At 60.6% G+C, this 26,127-nt stretch carries 23 protein-coding genes; 9 read left to right on the top strand and 14 right to left on the bottom strand.

Annotated features, from left to right (window positions below; all coding sequences use genetic code 11):
- Window positions 1-677: 677 nt before the first annotated feature.
- The 3 genes from SYN63AY4M2_RS07420 to SYN63AY4M2_RS07410 all read left to right on the top strand — a co-directional run bounded on the left by SYN63AY4M2_RS07420 (window position 678) and on the right by SYN63AY4M2_RS07410 (window position 3,900).
- Window positions 678-2,660 carry a PBP1A family penicillin-binding protein gene (locus SYN63AY4M2_RS07420; protein WP_099812676.1) on the top strand — a complete coding sequence of 661 codons (1,983 nt, stop codon included), beginning with the start codon at window positions 678-680 and terminating at the stop codon, window positions 2,658-2,660.
- Window positions 2,657-3,037: a hypothetical protein gene (locus SYN63AY4M2_RS07415; RefSeq protein ID WP_099812675.1), complete on the top strand. Its 381-nt coding sequence runs from the start codon at window positions 2,657-2,659 to the stop codon at window positions 3,035-3,037. The genes SYN63AY4M2_RS07420 and SYN63AY4M2_RS07415 overlap by 4 nt, the downstream gene beginning before the upstream one ends.
- Before the next feature lie 263 nt (window positions 3,038-3,300).
- Window positions 3,301-3,900, top strand: a complete 600-nt coding sequence (locus SYN63AY4M2_RS07410) for a superoxide dismutase (protein WP_011431628.1) — start codon at window positions 3,301-3,303, stop codon at window positions 3,898-3,900.
- Window positions 3,901-3,999: 99 nt separating this feature from the next.
- On the opposite strand, the gene SYN63AY4M2_RS07405 is transcribed toward SYN63AY4M2_RS07410, so the two are convergent.
- The gene (locus SYN63AY4M2_RS07405) at window positions 4,000-5,592 is read right to left on the bottom strand and encodes a serine/threonine-protein kinase (protein ID WP_011431629.1); all 1,593 of its coding nucleotides are present in this window, start codon (window positions 5,590-5,592) and stop codon (window positions 4,000-4,002) included.
- 261 nt (window positions 5,593-5,853) lie between these two features.
- On the opposite strand from SYN63AY4M2_RS07405, the gene SYN63AY4M2_RS07400 reads away from it, so the two are divergent.
- Both SYN63AY4M2_RS07400 and glyS read left to right on the top strand, forming a co-directional pair.
- On the top strand, window positions 5,854-7,932 hold the full coding sequence (locus SYN63AY4M2_RS07400; protein WP_099887302.1) for a cation:proton antiporter: 2,079 nt from the start codon (window positions 5,854-5,856) through the stop codon (window positions 7,930-7,932).
- Window positions 7,933-8,394: 462 nt separating this feature from the next.
- Window positions 8,395-10,593 (top strand): glycine--tRNA ligase subunit beta, encoded by a 2,199-nt coding sequence (glyS, locus tag SYN63AY4M2_RS07390; protein ID WP_206337028.1) that lies wholly within the window; start codon window positions 8,395-8,397, stop codon window positions 10,591-10,593.
- Window positions 10,594-10,635: 42 nt separating this feature from the next.
- Here glyS and SYN63AY4M2_RS07385 read toward each other — a convergent pair whose 3' ends face one another.
- The 11 genes from SYN63AY4M2_RS07385 to SYN63AY4M2_RS07335 form a co-directional block, all read right to left on the bottom strand.
- Window positions 10,636-11,559, bottom strand: coding sequence for a fructosamine kinase family protein (locus SYN63AY4M2_RS07385; protein WP_011431633.1), 924 nt, complete (start codon window positions 11,557-11,559; stop codon window positions 10,636-10,638).
- A 7-nt stretch (window positions 11,560-11,566) separates the two neighbouring features.
- The gene (locus SYN63AY4M2_RS07380; RefSeq protein WP_011431634.1) at window positions 11,567-12,019 is read right to left on the bottom strand and encodes a hypothetical protein; all 453 of its coding nucleotides are present in this window, start codon (window positions 12,017-12,019) and stop codon (window positions 11,567-11,569) included.
- Between the two features lie 112 nt (window positions 12,020-12,131).
- Window positions 12,132-12,671: an ATP/GTP-binding protein gene (locus tag SYN63AY4M2_RS07375; protein ID WP_011431635.1), complete on the bottom strand. Its 540-nt coding sequence runs from the start codon at window positions 12,669-12,671 to the stop codon at window positions 12,132-12,134.
- Window positions 12,672-12,727: 56 nt separating this feature from the next.
- The gene (locus SYN63AY4M2_RS07370; protein ID WP_011431636.1) at window positions 12,728-13,282 is read right to left on the bottom strand and encodes a protoglobin domain-containing protein; all 555 of its coding nucleotides are present in this window, start codon (window positions 13,280-13,282) and stop codon (window positions 12,728-12,730) included.
- Window positions 13,283-13,335: 53 nt separating this feature from the next.
- Window positions 13,336-13,704, bottom strand: a complete 369-nt coding sequence (locus SYN63AY4M2_RS07365; protein ID WP_011431637.1) for a roadblock/LC7 domain-containing protein — start codon at window positions 13,702-13,704, stop codon at window positions 13,336-13,338.
- 124 nt (window positions 13,705-13,828) lie between these two features.
- The gene (locus SYN63AY4M2_RS07360) at window positions 13,829-14,710 is read right to left on the bottom strand and encodes a DUF4388 domain-containing protein (protein WP_011431638.1); all 882 of its coding nucleotides are present in this window, start codon (window positions 14,708-14,710) and stop codon (window positions 13,829-13,831) included.
- Between the two features lie 334 nt (window positions 14,711-15,044).
- A complete protein-coding gene (locus tag SYN63AY4M2_RS07355) occupies window positions 15,045-15,878 on the bottom strand; it encodes a DUF4388 domain-containing protein (RefSeq protein WP_099812672.1) in 834 nt (277 codons plus the stop codon).
- Window positions 15,879-16,156: 278 nt separating this feature from the next.
- Complete coding sequence (locus tag SYN63AY4M2_RS07350; protein ID WP_346426051.1) at window positions 16,157-18,643, bottom strand: heavy metal translocating P-type ATPase; 2,487 nt, start codon at window positions 18,641-18,643, stop codon at window positions 16,157-16,159.
- Window positions 18,644-18,798: 155 nt separating this feature from the next.
- Window positions 18,799-19,068, bottom strand: a complete 270-nt coding sequence (locus SYN63AY4M2_RS07345; RefSeq protein ID WP_099812671.1) for a hypothetical protein — start codon at window positions 19,066-19,068, stop codon at window positions 18,799-18,801.
- Window positions 19,069-19,080: 12 nt separating this feature from the next.
- On the bottom strand, window positions 19,081-20,346 hold the full coding sequence (gene fabF, locus SYN63AY4M2_RS07340; RefSeq protein ID WP_099887300.1) for a beta-ketoacyl-ACP synthase II: 1,266 nt from the start codon (window positions 20,344-20,346) through the stop codon (window positions 19,081-19,083).
- 97 nt (window positions 20,347-20,443) lie between these two features.
- On the bottom strand, window positions 20,444-20,689 hold the full coding sequence (locus tag SYN63AY4M2_RS07335; protein ID WP_011431644.1) for an acyl carrier protein: 246 nt from the start codon (window positions 20,687-20,689) through the stop codon (window positions 20,444-20,446).
- Between the two features lie 204 nt (window positions 20,690-20,893).
- On the opposite strand from SYN63AY4M2_RS07335, the gene rpsF reads away from it, so the two are divergent.
- The 4 genes from rpsF (at window position 20,894) to SYN63AY4M2_RS07315 (ending at window position 23,099) form a co-directional block, all read left to right on the top strand.
- On the top strand, window positions 20,894-21,211 hold the full coding sequence (rpsF, locus tag SYN63AY4M2_RS07330; protein WP_228375378.1) for a 30S ribosomal protein S6: 318 nt from the start codon (window positions 20,894-20,896) through the stop codon (window positions 21,209-21,211).
- An 87-nt stretch (window positions 21,212-21,298) separates the two neighbouring features.
- Window positions 21,299-21,697: a single-stranded DNA-binding protein gene (locus SYN63AY4M2_RS07325; protein ID WP_099812668.1), complete on the top strand. Its 399-nt coding sequence runs from the start codon at window positions 21,299-21,301 to the stop codon at window positions 21,695-21,697.
- Between the two features lie 26 nt (window positions 21,698-21,723).
- Window positions 21,724-22,353 (top strand): M14 family zinc carboxypeptidase, encoded by a 630-nt coding sequence (locus SYN63AY4M2_RS07320; protein ID WP_011431647.1) that lies wholly within the window; start codon window positions 21,724-21,726, stop codon window positions 22,351-22,353.
- A 212-nt stretch (window positions 22,354-22,565) separates the two neighbouring features.
- On the top strand, window positions 22,566-23,099 hold the full coding sequence (locus SYN63AY4M2_RS07315; protein WP_041438695.1) for a universal stress protein: 534 nt from the start codon (window positions 22,566-22,568) through the stop codon (window positions 23,097-23,099).
- A 20-nt stretch (window positions 23,100-23,119) separates the two neighbouring features.
- Here SYN63AY4M2_RS07315 and SYN63AY4M2_RS07310 read toward each other — a convergent pair whose 3' ends face one another.
- The gene (locus SYN63AY4M2_RS07310; protein WP_099887299.1) at window positions 23,120-24,541 is read right to left on the bottom strand and encodes a DUF4340 domain-containing protein; all 1,422 of its coding nucleotides are present in this window, start codon (window positions 24,539-24,541) and stop codon (window positions 23,120-23,122) included.
- 17 nt (window positions 24,542-24,558) lie between these two features.
- A complete protein-coding gene (locus tag SYN63AY4M2_RS07305) occupies window positions 24,559-26,127 on the bottom strand; it encodes a Gldg family protein (RefSeq protein WP_099812664.1) in 1,569 nt (522 codons plus the stop codon).

The raw sequence follows: 26,127 nt of genomic DNA, 5'->3' as shown, positions 1-26,127 counted from the left end.
ACAGGTCTTCCTTGATGTTCTCCCCACGGCTATAGCTTGCTTCCGCGCAGCGCTCTGCCAGGGGGGTCTTTCTCAGCTTGTGGGATGGCTCCCACTTGCCGAGCTGCCCAGAGCATGCGGTTTGCATCGCAGGGGACGCCGTAACCCCAACTCCCAGACCTATGGCCCGCTTGCGGGAAGGGATGTGGAAACACCCCAGATACTTCCTCTTCTTGCCGCAGTTTCGTATCTCGGCTATTGCTCTAGCCACCTGGCAAGACGCTGCCCTGGATCTTCTGGCCCTGCCAACACTGCCAATGACAAGAGTCCTGGATATCGAGATAGCGCTTCCAGGCGCAAGATCTCAACGCGGTGGGACAGGGATCCCTTTTGCAGAAAAGTTTGCTAAGCAGTTCTAACTGAGTTTTTCGCACGTCGATAACAATCTTGCCGCCCTTCTGGGGCGAGATAGCGGCGAGGCAGCCGCCTGCCCTGCGAAACAGCATGTCGAGATCCGGGCTGGTAGGGAACTGGGGATCCCAGCAGCCAGCAGACAAAGCACTCGGAAACCCCCCACGCTCACCCGGATTTGGCCCACTCAGAGAGGGAAAGGATCCCCTGCCGGCCTAAGAAGCGCCGCCCTATAATGGGTCAGACTTGCGGTCGCTCCGCAACGCTGAAGTGACGGGGTTTTTGAGGTGACCTACGGTCGCAGACCATCGGCCCGCTGGGCTAGGAATTCGGCTTCGCAGCATCCTTACAGCCGCCCCTTTCCGGGGTATGACGAGTATGCCGACGCCGCCCGACCCGCTCGCCCCTCCTGGAGAGCTCAGGCCGCCGCCACGGTGGGCAACCTGTTGCTGGGATCCCTGCTCTTGGGATCTACAGCGACGGCTGCCGGCTTGATGGGGTTGGCCATCAGCTTCCGCAACCTGCCCGATGTGCATCAATTGCGGGACTACGTGCCGGTGGCCACCACCCACATTGTCGATATTCGCGGCGAGCCGATTGCCAGCTTGCACGGGGAAGCCAACCGGGAAGTGATCTCGCTGGAAGAGGTCTCGCCGGAGATGAAAAAAGCCCTGCTGGCCATTGAAGACAGCCACTTCTACACCCACCCCGGCATCAACCCGGTCAGTTTGGGCCGGGCGCTGCTGGGCAGTGTTGAAGGGGGGTTGGGCTCGGCAGGAGGCGGCTCCACCCTGACGATGCAACTGGTGAAGAACCTGTTTTTGAGGCCGGAGCGCACCCTCAGCCGCAAGGTGGCCGAGATTGTGCTGGCGGTGCGGCTGGAGCAAGTCTTTACCAAAGACGAGATCCTGGAGATGTACCTCAACCAGGTGTACTGGGGGCACAACCTCTACGGCATCCAGGCGGCGGCCCGCAGCTACTTCAACAAGGATGCGGCGGAACTGAACTTGGCGGAAGCAGCGATGTTGGCCGGGATCCTGCCGGCCCCGGAAATCCTCAGCCCCTTTCGCAACCTGGAAGGGGCCAAGCGACGGCAGCGGCTGGTGCTGGATCGCCTGGTGGAGCTGAACTGGGTTACCCCGGAAGAGGCCCAGGCGGCACGGGAGCAAGAATTGACCTTGGGCCGCATCACCTCCTTCCAGAGCAACGCCCCGGCGGTTACCGACGCCATTGAGGCAGAGCTGCGGCGCCGCTATGGCGAGCAGGCCATCCTCCAGGGGGGGCTGCGGGTTCAGGCCACTATCGACCTGCGGCTGCAGCGCATTGCCCAGCGCATTGTCAACGAAGACGGGCCTCGCATCGGAGCTGCTCGCCGGGCCGACCAGATGGCCCTGGCGGCGGTGGATCCCCGCACCGGCTATGTCAAGGCCCTTGTGGGCGGCATCAACGCCCAACGGGGCCAATTTAACCGCGCCACCCAAGCCTTTCGCCAAACGGGATCCACCTTTAAGCCCTATGTGTACTACGCGGCTCTGGCTACCGGCCGCTACGGGCCCAACAGCATCCTCTACGACACTCCCATCACCTATCCTGGCTCGCCTCCCTACAGCCCGAAAAACTACGACAACACCTTCTACGGCCCCCTCACCTTTGCCCGCGCCTTGGAGCTCTCCCGCAACGTGCCCACCGTCAAGCTGGCAGATGAAGTCGGGATCCGCAACGTCATTGCGGCAGCCCAGGCCACGGGCATCAGTGCCGAGATGTTTCCCAACTTGGCCACGGCCCTGGGCTCGGCCAGCGTCAGCCCCCTGGAAATGGCCGCCAGCTATGCGGTGTTTGCCAATGGCGGCTACCGGGTGGAGCCAACTCTCTTGGCTCAGGTGGTGGATCGCAACGGTCAGATTCTCTTCGAGGCCAAGCCCCAGCCGCAGCGGGTTTTGGATCCCTGGGCGGTGGCCACCCTCAACCAGATCCTCAAGGGGGTGGTGACCCAGGGCACGGGGACGGCGGCCCGTCTGGACGATGGGCGCCCGGTGGCCGGCAAAACCGGCACCACTTCCGATTTTCGCGACGCCTGGTTCATCGGCTATGTGCCGCAACTGTCCACCGCCATTTGGATCGGCAACGACAACAACTCCCCTATGTTGCCGGGCACGGCAGGAGGCGCCTTTGTCGCCCCCACCTGGAAGCGCTTCATGAGCGAGGCCCTGCAAGGGATCCCACCCCAAGACTTCCCCAGCCCCCAGCAATTTCTTCCCCCCCGGCCATGAGCAATAGCGAGGAGCGGCTGGCGCGCATCGAGCGCGCCGTCGAGGCCAACGCTCAGGCCATCGCCCAACTGGCCCGGCAAAACCAAGAGCTGATGCAAACCATTGCCGGCACCGAGGAGCGCATTGCCAGAGCCGAGGAACGCATTGCCAGAGCCGAGGAACGCATTGCCAAAGCCGAGGAACGCATTGCTGGCGCCGAAGAACGTCTGGAGGCCGAGGTCAAACGCTGGGACGAGCGGTTTTTCCAGCTCAGCCGCGATACCCTCAACTTCACCCGCAATGTAGTGACCATCGCCGCCATCACAGCGGTTTTGATCCCCCTGCTCAGGGATGTCGCTCCCCTGCTGATCGAGCTGCTGCGGGAGGGATCCCGTTAGCCCTCTGTAGCTGGGACATCTCGCTTTTCCAACCGCTGGCCAACAAGTGGTTATCGGCAATTGCGCTGAGACAGCCGCGATTCCACCTCTCTGGGGTCGAGCAGGGTTCCAACCGGAATCGAGGTGTCCAAGGGATCCCAGCGCGTACTGATTCTGAGTTACACTAAAACTGCAAAGAAAGGTAACGCCTTTTTCTGGTTATCCTGACCCTTCGCCGCGTTCTTTCTTGCATTCCTTGCACAAGACACAGAGGACAGACGATTATGGCTTTTGAACTCCCGGCTCTGCCCTACCCTGCCGACGCCCTCAAGCCCTATATGTCGGCGGAAACCTTCTCCTACCACCACGGCAAGCACCACGCCGCCTACGTGGCCAACCTAAACAAGCTGATCGAAGGCACCGAGCTGGCCAATAAGTCGCTAGAAGAAATTATCAAGACCACGTTTGGGGATCCCGACAAAGTGGGCATCTTCAACAATGCCGCCCAGGTCTGGAACCACACCTTTTTCTGGGAATCCATGAAGCCAGGTGGGGGCGGCGCGCCGACGGGGCCCATCGCCGACAAGATCAACGCCGATTTTGGCGGCTACGACAAGTTTGTCGAGGCCTTCAAAACGGCGGCGGCCACCCAGTTTGGCAGCGGCTGGGCCTGGCTGGTGCTGGACAACGGCACCCTCAAGGTTACCAAAACCCCCAACGCCGAAAACCCGCTGGTGCACGGCCAAGTGCCCCTGCTCACTTTGGATGTCTGGGAGCACGCCTACTACCTGGACTACCAAAACCGGCGGCCCGACTTCATCAGCGCCTACCTGGAGCACCTAGTGAACTGGGATGCCGCCAATGCCCGGCTGGCTGCTGCCTGACTGACTCTCTTCTGGGATCCTCTGACGGGGGATCCCATCGAGGACTAGCCTTGCCCAGCTCTTTGCTAGGGGATCCTCAGGGATCCCTTTTTTTTCGGCCTAGTCCTTCCCCAAGCGTTCCCGCTCTTCGCGCAGGCGTTCCAGGAAACTGGGCGTGGGGTTTTGGGCAGGGGTGGGGGAGGCAGCAGGAGGAGCGGCCCGATTGATGGGGGGAAACAAGGGTTGGTTGATGGGCTGTGGGGGGAGAGGCTTGGCTGGGACACGAGCTGGAGAAGGTGGAGCAGCGGGTGTGGGCACTGCAACCGGTCGGGGCGGGGGCGCAGCGGGGACAGGGGTGGGTGGGGGGGGCGGCGAAGTGGGCGGGGGTGCTGGGGCGGTTGCCGGTGTGGGCGTGGGTTCGGGTTGAGGAGGGTCTTGAGGGTTGTCCCGAGCCGGATCCGGATCATCTTCAAACGCTGGCTCACCCGCTGGATCCCGCAGCAGCCAGTCCAGCAGCGGCTCCGGGATGGCTTGCTGCCCATCGGTGGCAGGGGGCAGCGGAACAGCAGGCGGTCTCTCCATGCCTGTGCCCGGATCCAAGAGCAGACGCAGGCCCCAAAAAGTGCTCCCGGCAATGGCGGCCAAAAGGGCTATCCCTCCCCAGAGGGGGAGCGGCCTACCTTTGGGCTCCGGCTGGGCGCTGAGCCGATGGGCGCCTTCCTGACCATCGAGGGCTGCCAGGGTGCGCTCGGAAAAGGGCGAGGTTGTTGGAGGGGGGGTGAGGGCAGAGCCGGCGCTGCTGTCAGATTGCAGGGATCCCTCCAATTGGTCGCTGAGGAGCTTCATATTCGGGGGCCGCTGGCCGGGATCTTTAGCCAGACAAGCAAGCACCACTTCCTCCAGCGCCGGCGGGATCTCATGGGGCAACTGGGAGCGGTCGAAGGGCCGAGGCTGTTGGTAATTGTGGGCCTCGTACCAACCGGGAAAAGAATCGGTCTTCGGTTTTAGGGGGTGTTGACCGGTCAGCATGCGGTAGAGCACCACGCCGAACGAGTAGATATCGGAGCGGGGATCCAGTTCCTCGCCGCGCACCTGTTCGGGAGAGGCGTAGCGCACTGTGCCCAAAAAGCCGGTGGTTTGGGTGCCGAGGGCCAGGGAAACATCGCTGAGCAGCTTGGCAATGCCGAAATCCAGGATCTTGACCGTCTCCCCCAGGGTCTCATCTTTCAAGACAAAGAGATTGCTGGGCTTGATGTCGCGATGGATCACCCCCTTGATGAGATGGCCATCCTGCTCGGTCTCTAGGTTGTGGGCGTAGTAGAGGCCAGCACACACCTGGCGGGCGATCTTCACCACCTGTTGCGGCGGCAGCAGCGGCTGCTTGAGCAGCAGTTCTCCCAAGCTGCGCCCCGTCAGGTATTCCATCACCAGATAGGGTTGGTTGTTCTCCAGGCCGTAATCCAGCACCTTGACAATGGCCGGGTGCTCCCCCAGCAGCGTGCTGATGCGAATTTCCTGCTGAAAGCGCTTGAGCAAGTGACGACGGGTGTTTTCATCGCCTGCCAAGTTCTGGTGCAACAGCTTCACCGCCACCGGGCGATTGAACAGGCGGGTATCCACAGCCTTGAACACCTGCCCCATGCCCCCTGCCGCAATGCTCTGAACCAGTTGATAGCGCTGACCGATCACTTTTCCAGGAGCAAGCTGGTTCATAAGCGGCCCAAGAGCATGTACCCTCCGATTTTAATGGGTGTCTCTCGAAAGTTTCTCTCGCCTCTTTGCGGGCGCCACCGCCAGGCTGTCTTCATTCCCAGCGTGTTTTTGATGTATTTTGAATGCTTGTTAAACGTCCTGTCGGAGATTGAAGACTGGACGAAGGCTGCGAGCGATGGGGAGCTATCTGGATCTGGATGAATCTGATAGACTCAGGCGGGCGCTTTGCCGAGTCTCTGCGTTGGTGTCTGTCGGGTATTTATGCGAGCTAGCTGGCTGCAAATCTCAGGGATCCCTCTGGCCACGCTCGGCCCGGTGAAAAACCCGGTGCTGGTGTTCCTGATCATCCTGACGATCATGCTGGTGGCGCCGCTGCTGTTTGAGCGGCTGCGCCTGCCGGGGATCATCGGCCTGATCTTGGCCGGCTTGGTGGTGGGGCCCTACGGCTTGGGCATCCTGCAGCGGGACGAGACCATCGTCTTATTGGGCACCGTGGGGCTGCTGTTTCTCATGTTCATGGCCGGGCTGGAGACCAGCCTGGAGGATCTGAAGCTAAATGCCTGGAAGGCCAGCATCTTCGGAGCGCTCACCTTTCTGTTGCCAATGGTGATCGGCACGACGGCCATGCTGGCTTTGGGGTATGGCTTTTTGGCGGCGGTGCTGGTGGCCTCGTGTTTTGCCTCCCATACCCTCATCGCCCTGCCGATCGTCTCCAAGTTGGGCCTGATGCGCTTGCAGACGGTGACGGCCACCTTGGGGGCGACGCTAATTACCAATGTCTTGGCGTTGTTGGTGCTGGCGGTGGTGGTGCGCGCCCACCAAGGCGAGCTGACGCTGCAATTTTGGCTGACGCTGATCCCCTCGATTGCCCTCTACACCTTGGCCACCCTCTGGGGGGTGCCCAAGCTGGGCGGTTGGTTTTTCCGGCGCTTTGGCCACGACGAGGGGGCAGAGTTTACCTTTGTGATTGCCACCTTGTTCGTGGTGGCCTACGGAGCGGGGTTGATCGGCATTGAGCCGGTGGTGGGCGCCTTTTTGGCCGGGACGGCCATCACCCCCATCATCCCCCAGCTCAGCCCCCTCATGAACCGCATTCAGTTTATCGGCAACACGTTGTTTGTGCCGTTTTTCTTGATCTCGGTGGGGATGCTGATCAATCCCGGCATCCTCTTCGGCGAGCCGCGCACGCTGCTGGTGGGCGGAGTGATGATCGCAGCAGAGGTGGTGAGCAAGTTTCTGGCCGCTTGGATCCCGGCCCAACTGTTTGGCTGGCGCTTTGCCAGCACGATGATCATGTTCGGTTTGTCGATGGCTCAGGCGGCGGCTACCCTGGCGGCGATCACGGTGGCCTTTAACGTGGAGTTGGTGGATGAGCTGACGGTGAACGGCACCATTGCCATGATCCTGGTGACCTGTGTTGCCTCGCCTTGGATTGTGGCCCGCTGGGGAGAGCAAATGCAGCCAGCCGAAGTGGCGGCAGAGTCCACCGAATTGCCCAAGCCGGATTGGGGAGCTCGCGTCTTGGTGCCGGTGGCCAACCCGGATACTGAGAGGAACCTGTTACAGTTGGCTTTGATTTTGGCCAAAAAAGATGGGGGAACGCTGCTGCCGCTGCACGTCTTGTCTGACCGCGCCGGGATCTCGCCGGCAGCCCTGGCCCGGCAGGAGCAATTGTTGACCTTTGCCGAAGCTCTGGCCCACAGCGCCGTGACCCGAGTGGAGCCGATCCGGCGGGTGGATGACTCGGTGGAAAAAGGGATCATTCGCTCGGCGGCGGAACGGCGGGCGACCTTGGTGATCCTGGGCTGGAAGGGCTACTCCACCTATACAGAGAACTTTTTCGGCAGCATCATCGGCGCGGTGGTGCGGCAGGTGGGGATCCCAGTCTTGATCACGCGGTTTCCGGTACCCATCGAGACGGCGCGCCGCATCCTCTTGGTTGCACCGGAGCTGGAGGTCTCTCCCGGATCCCTGCAGCAGACCATTGGGCTGGCGCAAACGCTGGCCGGCGAATTGAAAGCAGGTTTGCAGATCCTGCTGGTGCAAACCCGACCTGGGCGGAAAAGCTCCCCAGCCTTGCCGGCAGAAAGCTATGCCCACTTGCCGGTTCAGCGGGTGCAGGGGGGGGTGGTGGCGGAAGCCTTCAAAGCGCTGCAGCCAGGAGATGTGTTGGTATTGGTTCCCAGTGAAACCGGCAACCGGTCGCGTCTGGGCCGAGAGCCGGAGACCATCGCCCGCAACCGACCCAGCCTTCCCATCATCGTGGCGCATTTGCCGCGGGATTCAGCTCATCCCTTGCGCCAAGGAGATGGGGTTCTGGCGGCCGCAGAGCCCACTTGACAGGGATGGCATTGGGGTGTTGTCTGGCGGACTGGAGCTCTTGTCTCAACGACGCCCCGGCTCCCCTGGTAAACTGGGATACCCCAGGTTCGGAGCAGTCGTGAGCCAGAAGGGAGGCCCAGAGCCATAGACTATGTTGATTGAGGAAGTGGGGATGGTACCCTACGGAGCACAGGAGCATGACTCTAGTCAATAATAATCAATAATAAGCTCAACTATACTGAAAATGATGTATAATATGTTCAGTACGGATTACTACCAGTTGATCTTTCTGTTTACTTTCGAGTCTGCCAACATGGTAGCCAAAGCAAAGCAGAAAATTGGTAGTAAGACGACACGGAAACTGCGCTTTGGGTATTCTACTCAAAGCTTTGCGGGATACCGCCATTCTGGTTGGAAACAAACAGAATGCTATCGCTGCATAGTTGAACAGTGATGTTCAGCAGTGTTCAGCGTAAATGTATCAGTATGGTTGCCTATTTGCTAGAAGTCGGCTGTGAAGAGCTCCCAGCCAGTTTTGTGGATTCGGCTCTGGAGCAGTGGCGAACCGGGATCCCGGCCTCTTTGGCGGAGGCCCATTTGCAAGCGGAGCAGATGCAGCTTTTCGGTACGCCGCGCCGCCTGTCGGTTCTGTTGCAGGGGTTGCCCACCCAGCAGCCGGATCGCACTTTGGAGGTGAAGGGGCCGCCAGTGCAGGTGGCCTACCAAGATGGCCGGCTCACCCCCGCCGGGGAAAAATTTGCCCAAAAACAAGGGGTGGATCCCGGCAGCCTGGAAATCCGGCAAGTGGGCAAGGGATCCTTTGTGTTTGCGGTGCAGCGGGTGCGGGGCCGACCGACGGCGGCGGTGCTCCAGGAATTGGCGCCCACCTGGATCACCAGCTTGAGCGGCGAACGGCTGATGCGCTGGGGCTATGGAGACCTGAAGTTTCCCCGTCCCATCCGCTGGCTGGTTTCCCTTTGGGAGGATCAGGTGTTGCCTTTGCTCTGGCCTACCTCCGAGGGAAATCCTTTGCCGGGCTTGGTGGCGGGGCGGGTGAGCCGGGGGCACCGCGTTTTGGGATCCCAGCAGGTTGTCCTGGAGCGGGCCGAGAGCTACGTTCAGCAAATGCAAGAGGCGGGGGTCAGCCCCGATCCAACAGCGCGAGAGGCATACATTCAGGCTGAGGTGACCAAGCTGGCCAGGCAGGTGAATGGGGAAGCCCAGATCCCTGCTCCTTTGCTGCGGGAGGTGGTGCACTTGGTGGAGTGGCCGACGGCGGTTCTGGGGCGCTTTGAGCCGGAGTTTTTGCGATTGCCCGTGGCGGTGATCGAGACGGTGATGATCACCCACCAGCGCTACTTCCCAGTGCGGGATGGCCGGGATCCCCAGAAACTGCTGCCCTACTTCATCACCATCTCCAACGGCGACCCCCGGCAAGCAGAGCGGATTGCAGCAGGCAACAGCCGGGTGGTGCGGGCGCGCCTGGCGGATGCCCGCTTTTTCTACGAGGAGGATCGGCGGATCCCGTTGGCCCAGCGGGTGGAACGCCTGCAGGCAGTTACCTTTGCCGAAGGGCTGGGATCCATGCGCGACAAGGTGGAGCGCATCCGCCAAATTAGCCGTCTCATCGCCGCTGCCTTGAAGTTGGATCCGCAGGAGCAGGCGCTGGTGGATCGCACCGCTTACCTGTGCAAGGCGGATCTGGTGACCCAGATGGTGTACGAGTTTCCCGAGCTGCAGGGGATCATGGGCGCCGAGTACGCCCGGCAGGATGGGGAACCGGAGGCGGTGGCGGAGGGGATCGAACAACACTACTGGCCCCTGGGGGCAGGGGAGGCCTTGCCCGCCTCTTTAACCGGACGGGTGGTGGGCTGGGCGGATCGCCTCGATACCCTGGTGGGCATGTTTCGCTTGGGGCAGATCCCTACTGGTTCTTCGGATCGCTTTGCCCTGCGGCGGGCCGCCAACAGCCTGGTGTTGATTGCCTGGGATGCCGGCTGGACCTTTGACTTCAACTCCCTGTTGCAGAGGGTGGTGCAGGACTACGCGGCAGGCGACGAGAAGACCTTGAAGGCTTTGCAGGAGTTTTTGCTGCAGCGGCTGCAAATCCTTCTGCAGGAGGAAAAGCGGATTGATTACGACCTGGTCAGGGCAGTGGTTGGGGATCCAGAAGCGCTGCAAGAGGGGGAGCCAGCAAAGTCCGACCTCCCTCGGCGAGCCTTAGCCAACCTGCCCCTCACCCTGCTGCGGGCTGAGTACCTGCAACACCTGCGAGCCACCGGGGAATTGGCGGATCTCTACCCCACCCTCAATCGCTGTGCCCGCCTGGCCGCCCAGGGAGACTTGGACAGCGCCGTGCTGGATCCGGCAGCGGCTGTGGATGCCGACCTGTTGCAGGAGGCGGCAGAACGGGAGCTGTACGAGGCTTGCCAGAGGGTTTACCGCCTGGGGGTGGAGCCAGCCCTCCAAGGAGACTTTACCCCACTGGTGGAGGGCCTGCAGGCAGCAGCCCCCGCAGTGGATCGTTTTTTCGAGGCGGTTTTGGTCATGGATCCGGATCCCAGGCTGCGGGCCAACCGGCTGAACCTGTTGGGGGTATTGCGCAACCAGTCCCGTTTGCTGGGAGATATGGGAGCTGTGGTCATGGCAGGAGAGGCTGCGCCAGCAAAGAGCCACTAAGGAACCAGTAACTGGGCGCAATCATCCTTGGGGGCGGGAGATTCATCCAAGAAAGCTTAAGCATTGCTGCAAGGCCCGCTGCACTGAGCCCAGGTAGCCCTCTCCAAACAAGTTGAGATGGTTGAGCCAGTGGTAGAGCTGGTAGAGGGGCTTGCGCTGGCAATACCCCTCGTCCAGGGGATAGGCCTCTTGATAAGCCCGGTAGAACTCTGCCGGGAAGCCGCCAAAAAGCTCGGTCATCGCCAAATCCGTCTCCCGATCCCCGTAGTAGGTGGCTGGGTCAAAAATCACCGGCGAGCCGTCGGGCAAGGCGCCGTAGTTGCCGCCCCAGAGATCCCCGTGCAGCAGAGACGGGACGGGTCGGTAGTCCAGAAAGAAAGTCTCTAGCTCCGCCATTACCCGCTCGGCTTGCGCCACCCACGCGCCGCGGTAACCCCGCTGACAAGCCAGCTTGACCTGGTAGAGCAGTCGCTGTTCCCGGTAGAAGTCCAGCCAGTTCTGTCGCCAACTGTTGATCTGCGGCGTCGAGCCGATGGTGTTGTTGCGATCCCAGCCGTAGTGGCCGTTGGGGGAGAGCGTGCGGTGTAACTGGGCCAACTGGGATCCCAGCAGACTCCCCGTTTGGGGGCGGGGCGAGGTCAGCTCCAGATATTCCAACACCAGGTAGGCTTGCCCACCGACGGATCCCCAGGCCATCGGCTGCGGCACCCGCACAGCCTTGGCTGCCGCCAAAGTTTGCAGGCCTGCCGCTTCCGCCGCAAACATCTCCAGCGCTCCCTCTCCTCCCCGTGCCACTTTAACAAAGTAGTCCCTAGTTTCCTGGGCAGAAAAAGCTTGGAGCGCACAGGAGAGCCGGTAGGCAGCGTTGATGCTGCCCCCGCCCACAGGACGGTAGTGTAGAGGACGCAAGGGATCCCCTGTGATTTCAGAAAGGTGCTGAGCGACGGCCTGCCAAAAGTTCTGCATCAGTACCCTATTTTCCTTCCGTGGGCGTCGCTGCCTCAGGATCTAAAACAGCTCCTGCCCCGTAGGAGTCGATGTCAACCGCTTGGGATCCCCCCACCGCCAACAGCTCCATCAGGGATCCCAGCCGCCACCAGATCAATCCTGCTGTGCTGAAGACAAGGATCCCGCCCACCAGAGCAGCCAAGCCCAAAGATAGGCCAAACACGTTCAAACAGGCAGCCACAAAGCCGAAGGTAAACACACAGCAGAGAGTATAGGTGAGGATCACCCCCGGCGTGCGGTAGCGAATCTGCCCCTGGCTCTCTCGGTTCTGCTGCCAAAGAGCTACCTGGTACTCCAACTTGTCTTTAAAGATGATGCCGAAAATAACCGCGAAGAAGCTGAGCAGGGCAATGGCCGAGTAGATAGGGGGGTTGACAAAGCTACGGGAAAACTCGCCGCCAGCGTAAAGAGACTCCATGAAGCTTACCTGATCCCAGTCCTCCTTAGCTTAACATTTCTTAGCATCTTCTGCTGCGGAGTCAGCATCTAAGAGAAATCGGAGCAGGTCGAGCCGTCTCAGCTACCCCCTCTCAGACAACCACCTGGGGCATCAGTTGCTCAACCAATAGGAGCAGAGTATTGGCCACAGAGGCCGGCTCTTGGGCATTTAGGGTCGTGTGGGGAATCGATTGGTTGTTCAAGATCAGCAAAATGTCTTCTGGATCCCAGGCATTGGGGTGATCGACATGGGTGATCCCAATAACCGAGGGAACATCTGTCCTCGCCTTCATGAAAGCTTGAATAGCCTGAGCGTTGCGAAACTGACCGGGCAGGTGGGCGGGCACCAAAAGGATGTACCCATGGGCGCGCCGGATCAAAATATCCCACATAAAGCTGAAGCGGGCCTGGCCGGGGGTGCCGTAGAGATGCAGCCACATCTCTTCTTCCTCTTCTCCGATCCTCAGGCGGCCAAAGTCCATGCTGACCGTTGTGCTCTGCTTCAGCTCTGCCACCTCATCGGTGGCCTTGCGATCTGTATCGACCACTTCGATCTCACTAATGGTGCGGATAAAAGTGGACTTTCCAGCCCCCACCGGCCCGGTTACGACGATGCGGAGAATGTTGTCCATAGTCAGCCCCTGCCCTAAACCCCTAGCCTAAATCTGCCCCTAGAGCCCTTGCCGAATTAAGAAGCTAAGTTGCTGGCGCCGGTGGCAATAAGACGCTTAAACAACGCCTCGCTCATGCCCGTTTCCTGCTGCACAGCGTTGTAAGCCACCTCCAGATAGGCTTGCTCGATAAAGGAGAGATCGATCATGCAGACCTTGCTCAGGCTCATCCGCAGTTGCTCGGGCTTGCCCTCTTTGACCAGCCGGCGGCTCACCTCCTGCACAACCGTGGCCATGGCCGGCACCACGTGTTGAGGGCCAATGCCAACGCGCACATGAACTAGGCCAATTTTCCAGCGGCGCTCGGCGTACTGGGGGCCCCAGTTGTCCATGCCTGTAAACATTTCCTTAAACCAGTCCGTAAAAGTCTGGCCCAGCCGTTGCCGGTTGTGCTTAGCAATAACAGCTGCCATCTCAGCATCGCGATCCAAATAGCCGTAAAAGGCATCCGACATTTCTGTGGCGATGCTGCTGCCCCAGTCGGCACTTTGCTGCAAAATCTTCCTGTCTTCGTCTGTAAATTCGGTGCGCGAGATCAAGACTTGCAGCAGCTCCAAAGGTTTGATAGTCATAGTTCCCTCAAAATCAAGCGAAAATCAAAACCCAGCTTCCCTGCTTAGCTTGCCTACTTCATCGCTTCTGCAATGCTTGCGGCCACTCGCTTCATTTCCAAAAAGAGCAAGCCTTGCTTAACTTCATGGCTGGCTAGCGTCAGCAAAACGGCGTCAGGTCCGCAACTGGTTAAAACGCCGTACCCTTTTTCTCCCTGCACAAAAATTCTCTCTATGGCTCCGCGGCTCAGCTCTTTCCCAATTCGTTCCCCCAGAGAAAGCATAGCCGCCGACATGGCCGATGCCCTTTCTTCGTCCATGCCTGCCGGCAATGCAGAGGCCAGAGGCAAGCCATCTGGCGTGACCACTGCTGCTCCTTGAACTTCCGGCGTGCTGGAAACGTAATTCTGGAGAATTGCTTGCAAAGAGGATAAATTAGCCATCCTTTCTCTCCCTGCTTTCAAGACTTTTTGTCATTTTTTCTCGTATCTATTTGCTGATACTTCTATCTGCTGTAGAAATAGTACTGCAAAGATCTGCCAGAAGATCTCCTCGCTCAAAAATCTCTCACTTATCCCGAACCCCCCTCAGCAAAGTAGCCAGCCGCGAGACGAGGGAGGGCTTAACCCGGTCGCTTCCCTGTGAGAAAGAGGGTAGTTTGGTGCTCGGCTTTTCCTTCGCAGCTTCCAAGCTTTCTGCCACCGCCGTCAACTTGTCCGAAACCAGCAAAGAGGGAACAATGGCCGTTGGGCCATCACAGGGGCTGATGAGCCCCAGCTTGGCCAGGCGGGCGCAGGCATAGCGCACTTCCAGAAGATCTGCCCCCAACGCCCGGGCCAACTCAGCCAGGTTGCGAGAGGGGGAAACTCCCTCCAAGACTCCCCACTCCAAAGGCGAAAGCCTGTACAAGGGCAGCTCGCTGCTGGTGCGCCAGAAGTAGCTGTCCGGCTGCGGCAGACTTTCTTCAGGACGCTGGTCCAGCTTGAGCTGCTGCAGCGCTTCCAAAACCACGGCACTGGCACCCTTGCTCAGGCCGGTCATCTCGCGATAGGGCAGGCGCACACTAGGCAAGAAGCTGAACTGGCCCGCTTCCAGGGCAAACAAGCTGTAGAGACCTACCTGCAGTTGGTGGCGAAAGAGCTTGGCCAAAGCCACAGGCGAAATTAACCCCTGCCGCTGCAGACACCGCCCCAGCGGCTCTTCCGGGCCACAGAAAGAGGCCAGCTTTTCCACCACCCGCTCGCTAACCAGGCCGGAGCGGGCCAGCAAACCCTCCAAGCGATGTTCCTCTTCGGGGGGCAGAGCTGCAATCACCCGACCTTGGTAAAACCAGATTTTGTAGATGCCGTTTGGGGCCCAGACGGAAAGTTGACCTGTTTTGCTGCCTTTTTCGATGAGCTGCAACAGATCGGGAAGGGAAAATTCTTGGAGGTCTCCAACGATAGCCATGGCAATTCTTTAGCCTCCATTAAGTTGAATATTGGCGCTTTCAGGGATCCTCACGGACACCACCATTCTCATTCCCTGATTCCCTGTCAACAACCGTGTAGCGACGGCAAAGCCATCTTCGCTCAAGTACTCAACCTGGCAGCAATTCTACTGATGAACGATCTTTTTGGAGAGATAAAGTCTAAGCGTTGAGCTGCGTAAGATTTTGGCATCAATTCCTATTACTTTTGTGTTGCTTTGGTCCAGATCTGTTACAGCCATCCAGTTCATCTTTACCTAAATTAACTTCGTAAAGCCGGCGTAGGAGCATGCAATAGAATTTTACTCTACCGGCTTATTTTTCGCGCATGGTTTTGAGGAGAGTAGATAGGCGGCTGACCAAGGAAGGCTTGACCGGCTCCTTCTCTTCCCGAAGGTTGGGGAGAAGCTTAGAAGCCGCCGCAAGCGCAGGCTGGGGTGAAGCGGCCGAGCTGTCGCAGGGGCTGAGCAACCCCAGCTTGGCCAGGCGGGCGCAGGCATAGCGGACTTCTAAGAGATCTGCCTTTAGGGCTTGGGCCAACTCAACCAGGTTGCGAGCGGGCGAAACCTGCTCCAAGATTGCCCACTCCAGGGGCGAGAGTTTGTACAAGGGCAACTCGGTGCTGGTACGCCAGAAGTAGCTGTCCGGCTGGGGCAGATTTTCTTCCGGGCGCTGATCCAACCGAAGCTGCTGCAGCGCTTCCAAAGCCACGGCACTGGCTCCTTTGCTCAGACCGGTCATCTCGCGGTAGGGCAGGGGCACGTTGGGCAAGAAGCTAAACTGTCCCGCTTCCAGGGCAAAGAGGCTGTAAAGCCCCACCTGCAGTTGATAGCGAAAGAGCTTGGCCAAAGCTGCAGGGGAAATAAACCCCTGCCGCTGCAAGCAAAGGCCCAGAGGCTCCTGCAAGCTGCAGAGGGAGGCCAAATCTGCCACGACTTGCTGGCTGACCAGGTTTAAGCGCACCAGCAAGCGCTCCAACTGATGCTCTTCTTGGGGAGACAAGGCCGCCACCACTCGCCCCTGATACAGCCAAACTCGATAAATGCCATTGGGCCCCCAAATGGAGAGTTGGCCTGTTTTCTTTCCTTTTTCCATCAAATGCAACAGCTCGGCTAGGGAAAATTCCTGAAGATCTCCAAGCATTGCCATGTCTCTGCCCTCTCTCCAACTTTCGGATCTGACTTTTTCAGTATTTTCACGGTTTTTCCCTTGCTACGCAAGGTACAAAACGAGGCAGCTTTGGGCCAGCGCAAGCCTCATTTTACATTTGGCTTTTCAAAAGTCAAAGCTAATTAATTTCCTTGATTGAACTTAATCGAGATCGCTGCTTCCTAGGCCTGAGCAGGGCAAAAGTTGTGGCAGAAGTCAGTAAAACTTCGGAAATAGAAACAGATAGTAGGCGGAATATTGGTTGTCTTTAACACTTTTTAATTTTGCTCGTCAGGGGATCCACCACTTATAAAAGTTCTCCTGAGAAGGAGTGAATTGAAGATTACACTGAGGGAGCTGAAGGCCATGAGGCCGCCGGCCAGGGCGGGGCTGAGGCCGATGCCGAAGCTGGGCAGGAGCGCACCGGCAGCCACCGGGATCCCGACCCAGTTGTAGGCGAAGGCCCAGAGGAGGTTTTGCTGGATCTTGTGAAAGGTGGCGCGGCTGAGACGGATGGCTTCCACGACGTCCCAGAGGCGGTTGCGCATGAGGATGATATCGGCAGTCTCGAGGGCGGCAGCGGTGGCAGAGTGCAGAGCCATGCCCACGTCAGCTTGGGCCAGGGCGGGGGTGTCGTTGATGCCATCACCCACCATGGCGACTCTTTGACCCTGGGCCTGCAGATCTCGGATGACTTGAGCCTTGTCGGCTGGCTGCACCTCGGCGATGACGCGGATCCCTGGCACCTGCAAGGCCTGGGCCACCTGCTGGGCCACCTCGGTTCGGTCGCCGGTTAGCAGGACTACCTGCAGGCCCATTTGCCGAAGCCGTTGCAGCGTTGCCCGGGCGTCGGGCCGCAAGGGATCCTGGGCCGCCAACAGCCCCACCAGGGATCCCGCCACGGCCACCCCCACCACCGTTTTGCCAGCTTGCAGCAACACCTCGGCTTGGGCCTGCGCTTGCGGGGAAATCGGGATCCCTAGGGCGGCCAGCCCCTCTAAGGAGGCCAAGATGACCTCTTGCCCTTCCACCCGCGCCGAGGCCCCCAGGCCTGGCTGAGTGTAAAACTCGTCGGCAGAGAGCAGGGGTAGTCCTCGCTCGCGGAGGGCCCCCAAAATGGCCTGGGCCAGGGGATGGCGGGTGCCGCTTTCCACCGTGGCCGCCAGTTGCAGCAGCCGAGCCGGATCCAGAGAGGGGTCGAGGGCCAGGCAATCTGTTAGGTGCGGATCCCCCTGGGTGAGGGTGCCGGTTTTGTCGAAGACAACCGTTTGCAGGCGGTGGGTTTTCTCCAGGACATCGCCGCCGCGGATGAGCAGCCCCCGCTCCGCGCCCAGGCCGGTGCCCACCAGAATGGCCGTCGGCGTCGCCAATCCGAGGGCACAGGGGCAGGCCACCACCAGCACCGAGATGGCCAGCTTAAGGCTGAGGAGCAGAGGGGTGGGGTGGGGCGGGTGATCCGCCAGGTGCAGAGGGGAGTGAAGGCCGACCCCCCTCAGGAACTCGCTGCCCCACAAGGGGATCCCAACCCAGTACCAGAAGGCGAAGGTGAGAAGGGCCAGCACCACCACCCCGTAGGTGAAGTAGCCGGCCACCCGGTCGGCCAGGCCCTGGATGGGGGCCTTGCGGGCCTGGGCTTCTTCCACCAAGCGGATGATCTGGGCCAGGGTGGTGTCTTTGCCGGTGCGCGTAGCTTGGCACAGCAGCAGCCCCGATTGGTTGACCGTCCCGGCCACGACCGGATCCCCTGGCTGTTTGAGCACGGGTAGGGATTCCCCGGTGAGCATGCCCTCGTCCACCGTGGCCTGGCCGGCAATTACTTCCCCATCCACCGGGATCTGCTCGCCAGCCCGCACCTGCAGCCAGTCTCCCACCTGCACCTGTTCCACGGGGCACTGCTCTGCCGCCAGCTCGCCTTTGCTCAGGTCTTCGGCTGGGGATCCTGACCGTTGAGAGGGTCGGACTCGCCAAGCAACGCTGGGGCGCAGGCTGAGCAGCGATTGCAAACTGCTGGCCGCCCGCAGACGGCTCTGCTGTTCCAGGGCCCGCCCCAGCAGGATGAAGCTGAGCAGCATCACCGGCTCTTCAAAGAAGCACTCCCAGCCCACCTGCGGGGCCAGCAACCCCACCAGACTGGCCAGGTAGGCGGATCCGGATCCCAGGGTGACTAGCGTGTTCATGTTGGGGGCCAGCCGCCGCGCCGCCCGCCAGCCGTCCAGGACAAGGCCGCGGGCCGGGCCGACAAAGGTCAGCGTCGCCAACCCCCAGTGCAGCCAGACGTCGTTGAGGACGGGCAGGCCCAGGCGGGCAAAAAGATCCAGGTGTCCAGCGGCAGAAATGAGCAGCAAAAAAACGGCGGTGAGGGCCTGGCGAAGGTGGTCTTGGGCTTGCCGCCGTTGCCGCGCGAGGGGATCCGCAGGCGCGTCCAGGGCATTGTCCCATCCGTCGGGGGAAGGAGCCTGAGCTTGGGGAAAATCGCCCCTGCCGGCGGCGCAAGAGCTGGGAAACCCTGCATCCGTCAAGATCCGGGCCAAATGCTCGGGATCAGGCTGGATCCCAGGGGCAAGTTCCACAAGAGCTGATTCGGTAACCAGGTTAACGCTGGCTTTGACCACCCCCGGCTGATTCAGCAGGGTCTGCTCGACGACCCGAACACAGCCGGCGCAGCTCATGCCCCCAACATGGAGCAGCAGGGATCCCTTTCCAGGCTCTTCCTGAGAGGACGGCTGAGCTATCCGCTCGGGGAACTTCGCATCCGCAGTAGCCATCTCCAATGCCTAGCGGGTCAACACAACTTTTCCCTCACCCCCAGCTCCCTCCCCCAGGGAGAGGGGGGAGCAGCTCCGCGGCAATTGGCAGCGAGCTTGGAGAGAAGGAGATACCCCCTATCCTAGCCTTGGCACCCCAGGCCTCTACGAATCTCTTATCCTCGTTGAACCCGCCGCTCAAACTCCTCGCGGGTGGCATCCACCAGTTGCACTGCCTCTGGATAGAGCTGCGGATGGTTTTGCTTTAGCCAACTCAGCAGCCGCGCCAACTGGGCGGCGCAGAGATCCAGATCGGCCTGAAAAATCACTGCCGCCGCCATGTGCTGGGCGTATTCAGGGGGATGGCCCTGCTGCGTCAGCTCCGCCGTCAAGGCGGCCAGGGCCTGCTGGCGAACAGAGGGGGCGGAGCCTTCAGAAGTGGACATGGGCAGGATCCCTTAGTTGGAAGAGTAGCGGCGCAGGGCCAGGGTCACGTTATGCCCCCCAAACCCGAAGGCATTGACCAGGGCCACGTCAACGGCCATCTGCCGTGCCCTGTGGGGGACAAAGTCCAGCCCCTCGCACTCGGGGTCGAGGTTGTCCAGGTTGAGGGTAGGGGGAACCCAGCCGTGGTGGATGGCCAGGGCCGTCGCCACGGTGGCAACGCCGCCTGCTCCCCCCAACAAATGGCCCGTCATGGACTTGGTGGCGCTGATGGCCAGGCGAGGGGCGTGCTCCCCGAAAACCGCCCTGATGGCTTGCACCTCGGCTACATCCCCCACCGGTGTGCTGGTGGCATGGGCATTGATGTGCTGCACCTGGTCAGGCTGGATCCCGGCATCTTTAAGGGCTAGCCGCATCGCGCGGGCAGCACCTTCGCCCGCGGGGGCGGGATTGGTGATGTGGTGGGCGTCGCAGGTGAGGCCGTAGCCGACGATCTCGGCATAGATCTTGGCGCCGCGAGATCGGGCGTGTTCCAACTCCTCCAGCAGCAGGATCCCTGCCCCTTCCCCCATGACAAAGCCATCCCGATCCCGGTCAAAGGGCCGACAGGCCTGTTCGGGGGCGTCGTTGCGGGTGGAAAGAGCCTTCATGGCGCTGAACCCGGCCACCGACAGAGGGGTTACGGCTGCCTCCGTACCCCCCGCAATCACAGCCTGTACCTCTCCCCGCTGCAGGAGCCGGAAGGCATCACCAATGGCGTTGGAGCCGGAAGCACAGGCTGTTACCGTACAGAAATTGGGCCCCTTGGCGCCAAAGTGAATGGCCACGTGGCCTGCTGCAATATTTGCAATCATCATCGGCACCATAAAGGGGCTGCAGCGATCTGGCCCTTTCTGGAGATAAATGGTCTGCTGCTCTTCCAAGACCCGGATGCCGCCGATGCCGCTGCCCAGCACCACCCCCACCTGCTCAGCATTGAGATGGGTAATCCGAAATTGGGCATCCTCTAGGGCCTGCTGAGTGGCAGCCAACGCCAGGTGGACAAAGCGGTCAGTGCGCTTGACATCCTTGCGATCTAGGTAGTCGAGGGGATCAAACCCCTTCACCTCCCCGGCAATGCGGCACTCGTGGCGAGAGGCATCGAAGTGGGTAATTGGCCCAATACCAGAGCGGCCTGCCAGCAAGCTCTGCCAGAACTCGCCAGGAGAATTGCCAAGGGGGGTTATCGCCCCTAGCCCCGTGATGACAACACGGCGATGGAAGTTGGATGGGATGGACATAGGAGCGGCGGCAGGGTCCACGACAACCATGAGCAGTTTCGACCCGGTACCCTCCGGTTAGAAGGAAGGCAAGCCGGCAGAATTGCCCTCTCCCAGGCTAGGCAGCTTTCTTAGAGAGGATGTAGTTGACGGCATCCTGCACAGTGGCAATGCCCTCCGCATCTTCATCGGGGATTTCCAGATCGAACTCCTCCTCGAAGGCCATGACCAGCTCCACCGTATCGAGGCTGTCGGCTCCTAGGTCGTTCTGGAAATTAGCTTCCAGGGTTACTTTGTCGTCCTCTACGCCTAGTTGATCGGACACGATCTTGCGAACACGGCTGTAAACTTCATCTGCGCTCATGCTTGGAACCCTAGATATCGATCGACTGAGAGTGTCTTGGCTAAGCCAACCGGCAGCTATCGAAGTATCCCCTATTGTATCGGACAACGGATCCCCTCTTGTGAAGAGGCTTGCTTTTGTCGCTGCAGAGAGGTGGAGAATTGAGCTGTGGCCCTTTTCGATTGTCGCAAAGAGAAGCTAGGATAGCCTACTGCACCTTTTGATTTGGATTCCCAAGGAGAATTGGCTTCCATGCCCCGCGCCTATGAGACAATGCTGATCGTGCGCCCCGACCTCTCGGACGAACCCTTGCAACAACTCCTCACCGAGCAGGAATCGCTCCTACGAGAAAACGGGGCAACTGGCCTGGAAATTACCAACAGAGGCAAGCGCCGCTTTGCCGGGTTTGAGATGAAGAAGTTCAAGGAAGGCCTCTACATCCAGTTCAACTACGAGGCCGAGCCAAGGACAGTGGCCACCTGGGAGAAAAATCTGCGCATCAACGAGAGCATCCTGCGCTACATGACTCTGCGCGTGAACTAGGTTGACGGGATCCGGGTCTGGAGGCATGGTAAAGGTAGTTGAGCTGCCTTCTTTTAACGCCCCAATAGACTTTACAGTGGCTCTGTTATGAACTCGATTGTCTTGATGGGGGAAGTGGCCAGCGAGCCGGAGCTGCGCTACACTCCCGACAACCTGGCCGTTACCTCACTGGTGCTGCGCTTTCCCAGCTTGCGCCCGGAGGAGCCACCGTACCAAGTGCGGGTTGCCTTTTTTGGAGAGCTGGCCCAGCGGGTGGTGGACACCTGCCGCGTGGGGGATCAGATCACGGTGGAGGGCCAACTGCACATGAATGTGGTGGAGCGGGATGGGCGTAAGGAAAAGTTGGCCGAGATCACCGCGCGTCGCGTCCACCAACTGGGATCGGCGCGGGTTCTCTCTCTGACAGGGATGGGTGAGTCTGCAACTGTGGACTCCTCTGAAGGAGGGGGGGCTTCCCCAGCGGAGCCGGACGATATTCCGTTCTAGCGGTGCAAGTTTTGCTGGGATCCCCTATGTTGCCAAGACTGGGCGCCGGTGAGCCCTTGGCATCTCTGCAAGTGATCGGCCACTCGGTGCAGGGGCGTCCCATTTACCTTTGGCAGCTCACCCAGGGGATCCGCCCCTTGCTGCTGGTCGGCGGCGTACATGGCGATGAGGTGGAAGGCTATGCCCTGATCGAGCGCTACGTGGCTTCTGGGAAATGGAGATCCTTGGAGGGCAGGGCTGCGCTTTGGGCGATCCCATGCCTGAACCCGGATGGCTGTGCCCTAGGGCAACGGCTCAACGCCAACGGCGTGGATCTCAACCGCAATCTGCCCACGCAAGATTGGATCGCGGCTTCTTTGGAAGCTCGCTATCCGCCGGGAGCGGCCCCAGGCTCCGAGCCGGAGACACAAGCGTTGTTGGCGAGTTTGGCCCAGATTCGACCCCGATTTGTCCTTTCTACCCACTCCTGCCAGAACGATCCCTACGTGAACTACAATGGCCCTGCCCTTGAGCTGGCTCAGGTGATGGCTGCTCGCAACGGCCTGCCGGTAACCGACGACATCGGCTATCCCACCCCTGGCTCTTTGGGCACCTGGGCGGGGCAGGAACGGCGGATCCCCACCCTGACGCTGGAACTGCTGCGCAGGCGGTGTTAGAGTGGACAGCCCAGGAGGATGAGTTCTGACCTGTGTCAAGATCTCTGAACTTTCATTGCCAATCCGACAGGTCATCCGAGATGCCCGCGGTTTTCTCGCCCAGTTCTTTTACAACACAGATAGATGAGGGCAAAGAAAAAAGGAACTTGGAGTCGAAACCGAAGTCAAGCCTTGTCTTTTGCCCATCTGTTAGCCATTTGGAGGAAGTCGGTATGTTCAGCAGGATTTTGGTGGCGGTGGATCGGTCGGAGCTGAGCCAGGGAGTGTTTCAAAAGGCCGTCCAACTGGCCAAGGCCATGCAGGCCGAGATGATGATCCTCCATGTTTTGTCCCAGGAAGAGCCCGGTGCCCCAGAGCCGCCCATGATCTTGGGGGTGGATTACAGCTCCACCATCAGCGCTGAGCTGTGGCAGTCTTATCGGGAGCAGTGTGCCATCTTCGAGCAAAACCAGATGGACTACCTGCGCTCGCTGGTGGAGAAAGCCGCTGAGCAGGGAGTTCGCGCCGAGTACCGCCTCAACTACGGCAACCCCGGTCGGGTCATCTGCGACTTGGCCCGCTCTTGGAAGGCGGACTTGATTGTGGTGGGCCGCCGCGGCCACTCCGGCCTGAGCGAGCTGTTTTTGGGCAGCGTCAGCAACTACGTGCTCCACCGGGCCCCCTGCTCGGTGTTGACGATCCAGGGCGAGGCTCTGAAAAAAGCAGCCTCAGCCAAAGAAGAGACAACCACCGCCTCTGCCAGCTAAGAAAAGCCCGCCGGCCACCGCTAGGAGCCTGAGGAAGACCCTCCCCGTTGGTCCCTTGTCTCCTCCGCTTTGCCCTCCAGCAAGCGGTTCACTTCGGTTTCCACGCTGTTGAAGGTGCTGAGGTCGATGACGGCAATATCCGGCTGATAGCTGCTTTGTACATAGGCACGCAGGCCGGCAGACGTCAAGCTCAACCTCAAGGGATCCCGACCGTCCTCGCCCTTGGCCTCAAAGGTCAGCTTCAGATCTGGCTCGGCCAAGGCTTTTTGGGCGTCTGGATCCGTCTCCGGCAGGAACTCCTTGGCGCGGGCGGCATTGAGGCTGGAGAAGAGGGAGCTGAGGTTGACCGGCTGGCCCGGTTGCTCCGGATTTTCCCAGCGCAGATCCAGGGATCCCTTCTCCTGGGGCAGAGGATTGAGGGTAACCCGCTCCCCTTGGGATTCCAGGGTAACTGGGCCCACCTGGTTGGGGTTGAGGCGGGCGATGCGGTGATCCCGCAGCTCCTCGAAGTCGGAGCGGAGAATGTCGGCGGTGCTGGTGAGGAGGGTGGCCACCGCCGGGTGCTCGGAGGTGATGACGTACACCTGGCCCTCTTTTTCCGCTCCCAAGGCCACAGTCAGGGTCTTGCCATCCTTGAGCTTAACGGTTAGCTGGGCAGAAGGCTTCTCCAGACCATAAGGAGCCAGCTCCGCTTTGGTTTCAGCCGGAAACTCCACCGCTTGCAGGCGAGACAACGTATTGAGCAGACGGTCGACGTTCAGGTCATCGGCAGGCAGCTCGCGGGGCTCGACGATCTGCCACGTATTTTCTTGTCGCTCCAAGCGAACGACCTCTGGCTCTGCCTCGGCCAACTGCACCTGCAGAGACTTCACCGCCGCTGTGTCAAAGCGCAGCAGAGTTTTGTCCCGCAAAGCCAGCAGAGAAGGCAAGAGGGATCCCTTCTGGGTGCTGGCCAAGAGCACCACCTCTCCCCCTTCTGGCCTGGCGTAGAAGCCGGAGCCGTCGAAGTTGTCGTTGCCAATGTCCAGGCGGTAGGGATCCCCCTCTTGGGGGAAGAGGGCGATCTGGTGGCGCGGCTTATCTAGGCCGAAGGCCGCCAAATCCTCAGCCCCTTCCAGCGTGATTTGAGGCGTGAGGCGGGAGAAGCTGTTGAGCAACTGCTCCACCGGGAAGTCCAGCGCCGCCGACTGGATGGGACGGATAATGCGCCAACGGGATCCCTCTTCTGCCTCAGGAGTGCGCTCCAAAAGGATTTCCTCCGGTTCCCCCTCTTGCTGCTGGCGAATCTCGATGCGGGCAATGGTGTCGGGGGCAAAGTGGAAAAGCCGCGCCCGCTCCGCTTGCTGCTGCTGGCGCAGTTGCTGGAAGTTGTCAAAGAGGAAATACCCCAGCAGAGCAGCCACTGCCAAGCCCAAGAGAATCCAGGTGCTGCGCTTGAACATGCTCGTCCTCCTTGGCCCTATCGTCTTTGCCACCAGAGCACGGCCCCCGATCCCAACGCCACCAGCGGCAGGAGCACCGTCGATCCCAGCACCAGCCAGCGGAAGTTCTGGCCGGTCACGGCAAGACGGCGGTCGGTGATGGATTTGGGGCGAATGGAGATCTGTTCGGTTCGCTCAGTGAGCCAGTTGAGGGTGTTGAGGAAGAGATCGCGGTTCCCCTGCTGCCTCAGGTTGCCGTCGAGGGCGAAGTTGACGTTGCCGATCACCACCAGCCGAGCCTCGGTCGGCCCCTCCTGGGATTCTGAGGTCTTCTGATCGCCTTTCACCTGGCGGGTCAGGGCTACGCCCAGGGTCAGGGGGCCGGGCTTGTCTTGATCCGGGTCAAATTGCAGCGGGCCGGCCTCTAGGTTGGGGCTGGTCTCTCCCCAGCTCTGCGGGCTGGTGCGCAGCAGAGGCGTGGCCTGGATCCCTTCGCGGACCTCAGTGTCTACAGAACGGGCCAGGGGGAAGAGGGTCATCAGCCGCTGTTCTGCCAGGGGAGCGGTGATGGGGTGATCCCCGTAGGTGGTAACCAGGGCCACCGCCGGCCCCGTGCCCAAAAGCTGGCTGACGCTGCTCACCTCAATGATGAAGTCATCCCCCAAAACCACGCCCCACTCCTCCAGCAAGGGATCCAGGCCGGCATCCACCCGTGGCCCAATCAAGAGCAGCAGCCGCCCCCCTTTGGCCAGGTAGTCCTGCAGCTTCTCCACCTCGCCGGGGAAGAGAGCCCGCTGCGGCCCTGCCAAGACCAACACATCCGCCCCCTCTGGGATCTGCGACTGCACCAGGTTCAGCGGCTCCACCCGGTAGCCCTCCTGGCCGAGGGCTGCCACCGCCTGGGCCAGGGTTGGGGTGCCCTCGCGAGCTTCCAGGCTCACCTCCCCATGCCCCTGTACAAAATAGGCCACCACTTCGCCGCGGTTAACCACCTTGGCCAGCACAGGGGTGAGCTTACTCTCCAGCTCAGGGGCGGGCGGCTGGGGCAGTTGTTGGCGGTTATTGCCCGATTCGACCACCAGGGTGTTATTTTGGGTAACCTGCAGCCGCTGGACAGTGAGGGGATCGCGGTTGGGATCCACAAACTCAAACTGGAAGCGCTCGGGGTTGAGGCGGCGATAGCGCTCCAGCTGTTCCCGCAGGTTGGGATCGGGGGCGGTGGTGACCACCCAGACTTTCATTGGCTGGGCCAGCCCTTGCACCAATTGCCGCGTCTGGGGGGAGAGGGTAAACAGCCCCTCTTCCGTGAGATCCAGGCGCAGGTCGTAGCGCACCGCCACGACGTTGAGCAACACCAAGATCACGGCCATCGCCGCCGCCGCCACCAGGATGTTGGCGTTGGTCTGGGTGGAGCGCAGGCCCAGGAACAGGCTCACTTCCTTCCGGTGGGTGAGGCCCCAAACCACCACCAGGGCCAAGCCCGTGGCCATCAGGCTCAGGGGCACCGCCGTCCAGCCGGTGAGGGCAGCTCCCACCAGCAGGCCGATGGCCACGACGCCAAGGCCGACGATCCCCGTCCAATCTGCCAATGCCTGCCAAGCTTTCAT

Source organism: Synechococcus sp. 63AY4M2 (genome assembly GCF_002760475.1).
In the GTDB taxonomy this organism is placed as follows: Bacteria; Cyanobacteriota; Cyanobacteriia; order Thermostichales; family Thermostichaceae; genus Thermostichus.
Note: the sequence above shows the minus strand (reverse complement) of the source record. Positions and strands in the feature narration are given on the sequence as shown.

Bases quoted from the DNA above. Each gene is read 5' to 3' on its own strand.
- SYN63AY4M2_RS07415 (WP_099812675.1), top strand. From the start codon at position 2,657: ATGAGCAATAGCGAGGAGCGGCTGGCGCGCATCGAGCGCGCCGTCGAG.
- SYN63AY4M2_RS07410 (WP_011431628.1), top strand. From the start codon at position 3,301: ATGGCTTTTGAACTCCCGGCTCTGCCCTACCCTGCCGACGCCCTCAAG.
- SYN63AY4M2_RS07405 (WP_011431629.1), bottom strand. From the start codon at position 5,592: ATGAACCAGCTTGCTCCTGGAAAAGTGATCGGTCAGCGCTATCAACTG.
- SYN63AY4M2_RS07400 (WP_099887302.1), top strand. From the start codon at position 5,854: ATGCGAGCTAGCTGGCTGCAAATCTCAGGGATCCCTCTGGCCACGCTC.
- SYN63AY4M2_RS07385 (WP_011431633.1), bottom strand. From the start codon at position 11,559: ATGCAGAACTTTTGGCAGGCCGTCGCTCAGCACCTTTCTGAAATCACA.
- SYN63AY4M2_RS07380 (WP_011431634.1), bottom strand. From the start codon at position 12,019: ATGGAGTCTCTTTACGCTGGCGGCGAGTTTTCCCGTAGCTTTGTCAAC.
- SYN63AY4M2_RS07375 (WP_011431635.1), bottom strand. From the start codon at position 12,671: ATGGACAACATTCTCCGCATCGTCGTAACCGGGCCGGTGGGGGCTGGA.
- SYN63AY4M2_RS07370 (WP_011431636.1), bottom strand. From the start codon at position 13,282: ATGACTATCAAACCTTTGGAGCTGCTGCAAGTCTTGATCTCGCGCACC.
- SYN63AY4M2_RS07365 (WP_011431637.1), bottom strand. From the start codon at position 13,704: ATGGCTAATTTATCCTCTTTGCAAGCAATTCTCCAGAATTACGTTTCC.
- SYN63AY4M2_RS07360 (WP_011431638.1), bottom strand. From the start codon at position 14,710: ATGGCTATCGTTGGAGACCTCCAAGAATTTTCCCTTCCCGATCTGTTG.
- SYN63AY4M2_RS07355 (WP_099812672.1), bottom strand. From the start codon at position 15,878: ATGGCAATGCTTGGAGATCTTCAGGAATTTTCCCTAGCCGAGCTGTTG.
- SYN63AY4M2_RS07350 (WP_346426051.1), bottom strand. From the start codon at position 18,643: ATGGCTACTGCGGATGCGAAGTTCCCCGAGCGGATAGCTCAGCCGTCC.
- SYN63AY4M2_RS07345 (WP_099812671.1), bottom strand. From the start codon at position 19,068: ATGTCCACTTCTGAAGGCTCCGCCCCCTCTGTTCGCCAGCAGGCCCTG.
- fabF (WP_099887300.1), bottom strand. From the start codon at position 20,346: ATGTCCATCCCATCCAACTTCCATCGCCGTGTTGTCATCACGGGGCTA.
- SYN63AY4M2_RS07335 (WP_011431644.1), bottom strand. From the start codon at position 20,689: ATGAGCGCAGATGAAGTTTACAGCCGTGTTCGCAAGATCGTGTCCGAT.
- SYN63AY4M2_RS07325 (WP_099812668.1), top strand. From the start codon at position 21,299: ATGAACTCGATTGTCTTGATGGGGGAAGTGGCCAGCGAGCCGGAGCTG.
- SYN63AY4M2_RS07320 (WP_011431647.1), top strand. From the start codon at position 21,724: ATGTTGCCAAGACTGGGCGCCGGTGAGCCCTTGGCATCTCTGCAAGTG.
- SYN63AY4M2_RS07315 (WP_041438695.1), top strand. From the start codon at position 22,566: ATGTTCAGCAGGATTTTGGTGGCGGTGGATCGGTCGGAGCTGAGCCAG.
- SYN63AY4M2_RS07310 (WP_099887299.1), bottom strand. From the start codon at position 24,541: ATGTTCAAGCGCAGCACCTGGATTCTCTTGGGCTTGGCAGTGGCTGCT.
- SYN63AY4M2_RS07305 (WP_099812664.1), bottom strand. From the start codon at position 26,127: ATGAAAGCTTGGCAGGCATTGGCAGATTGGACGGGGATCGTCGGCCTT.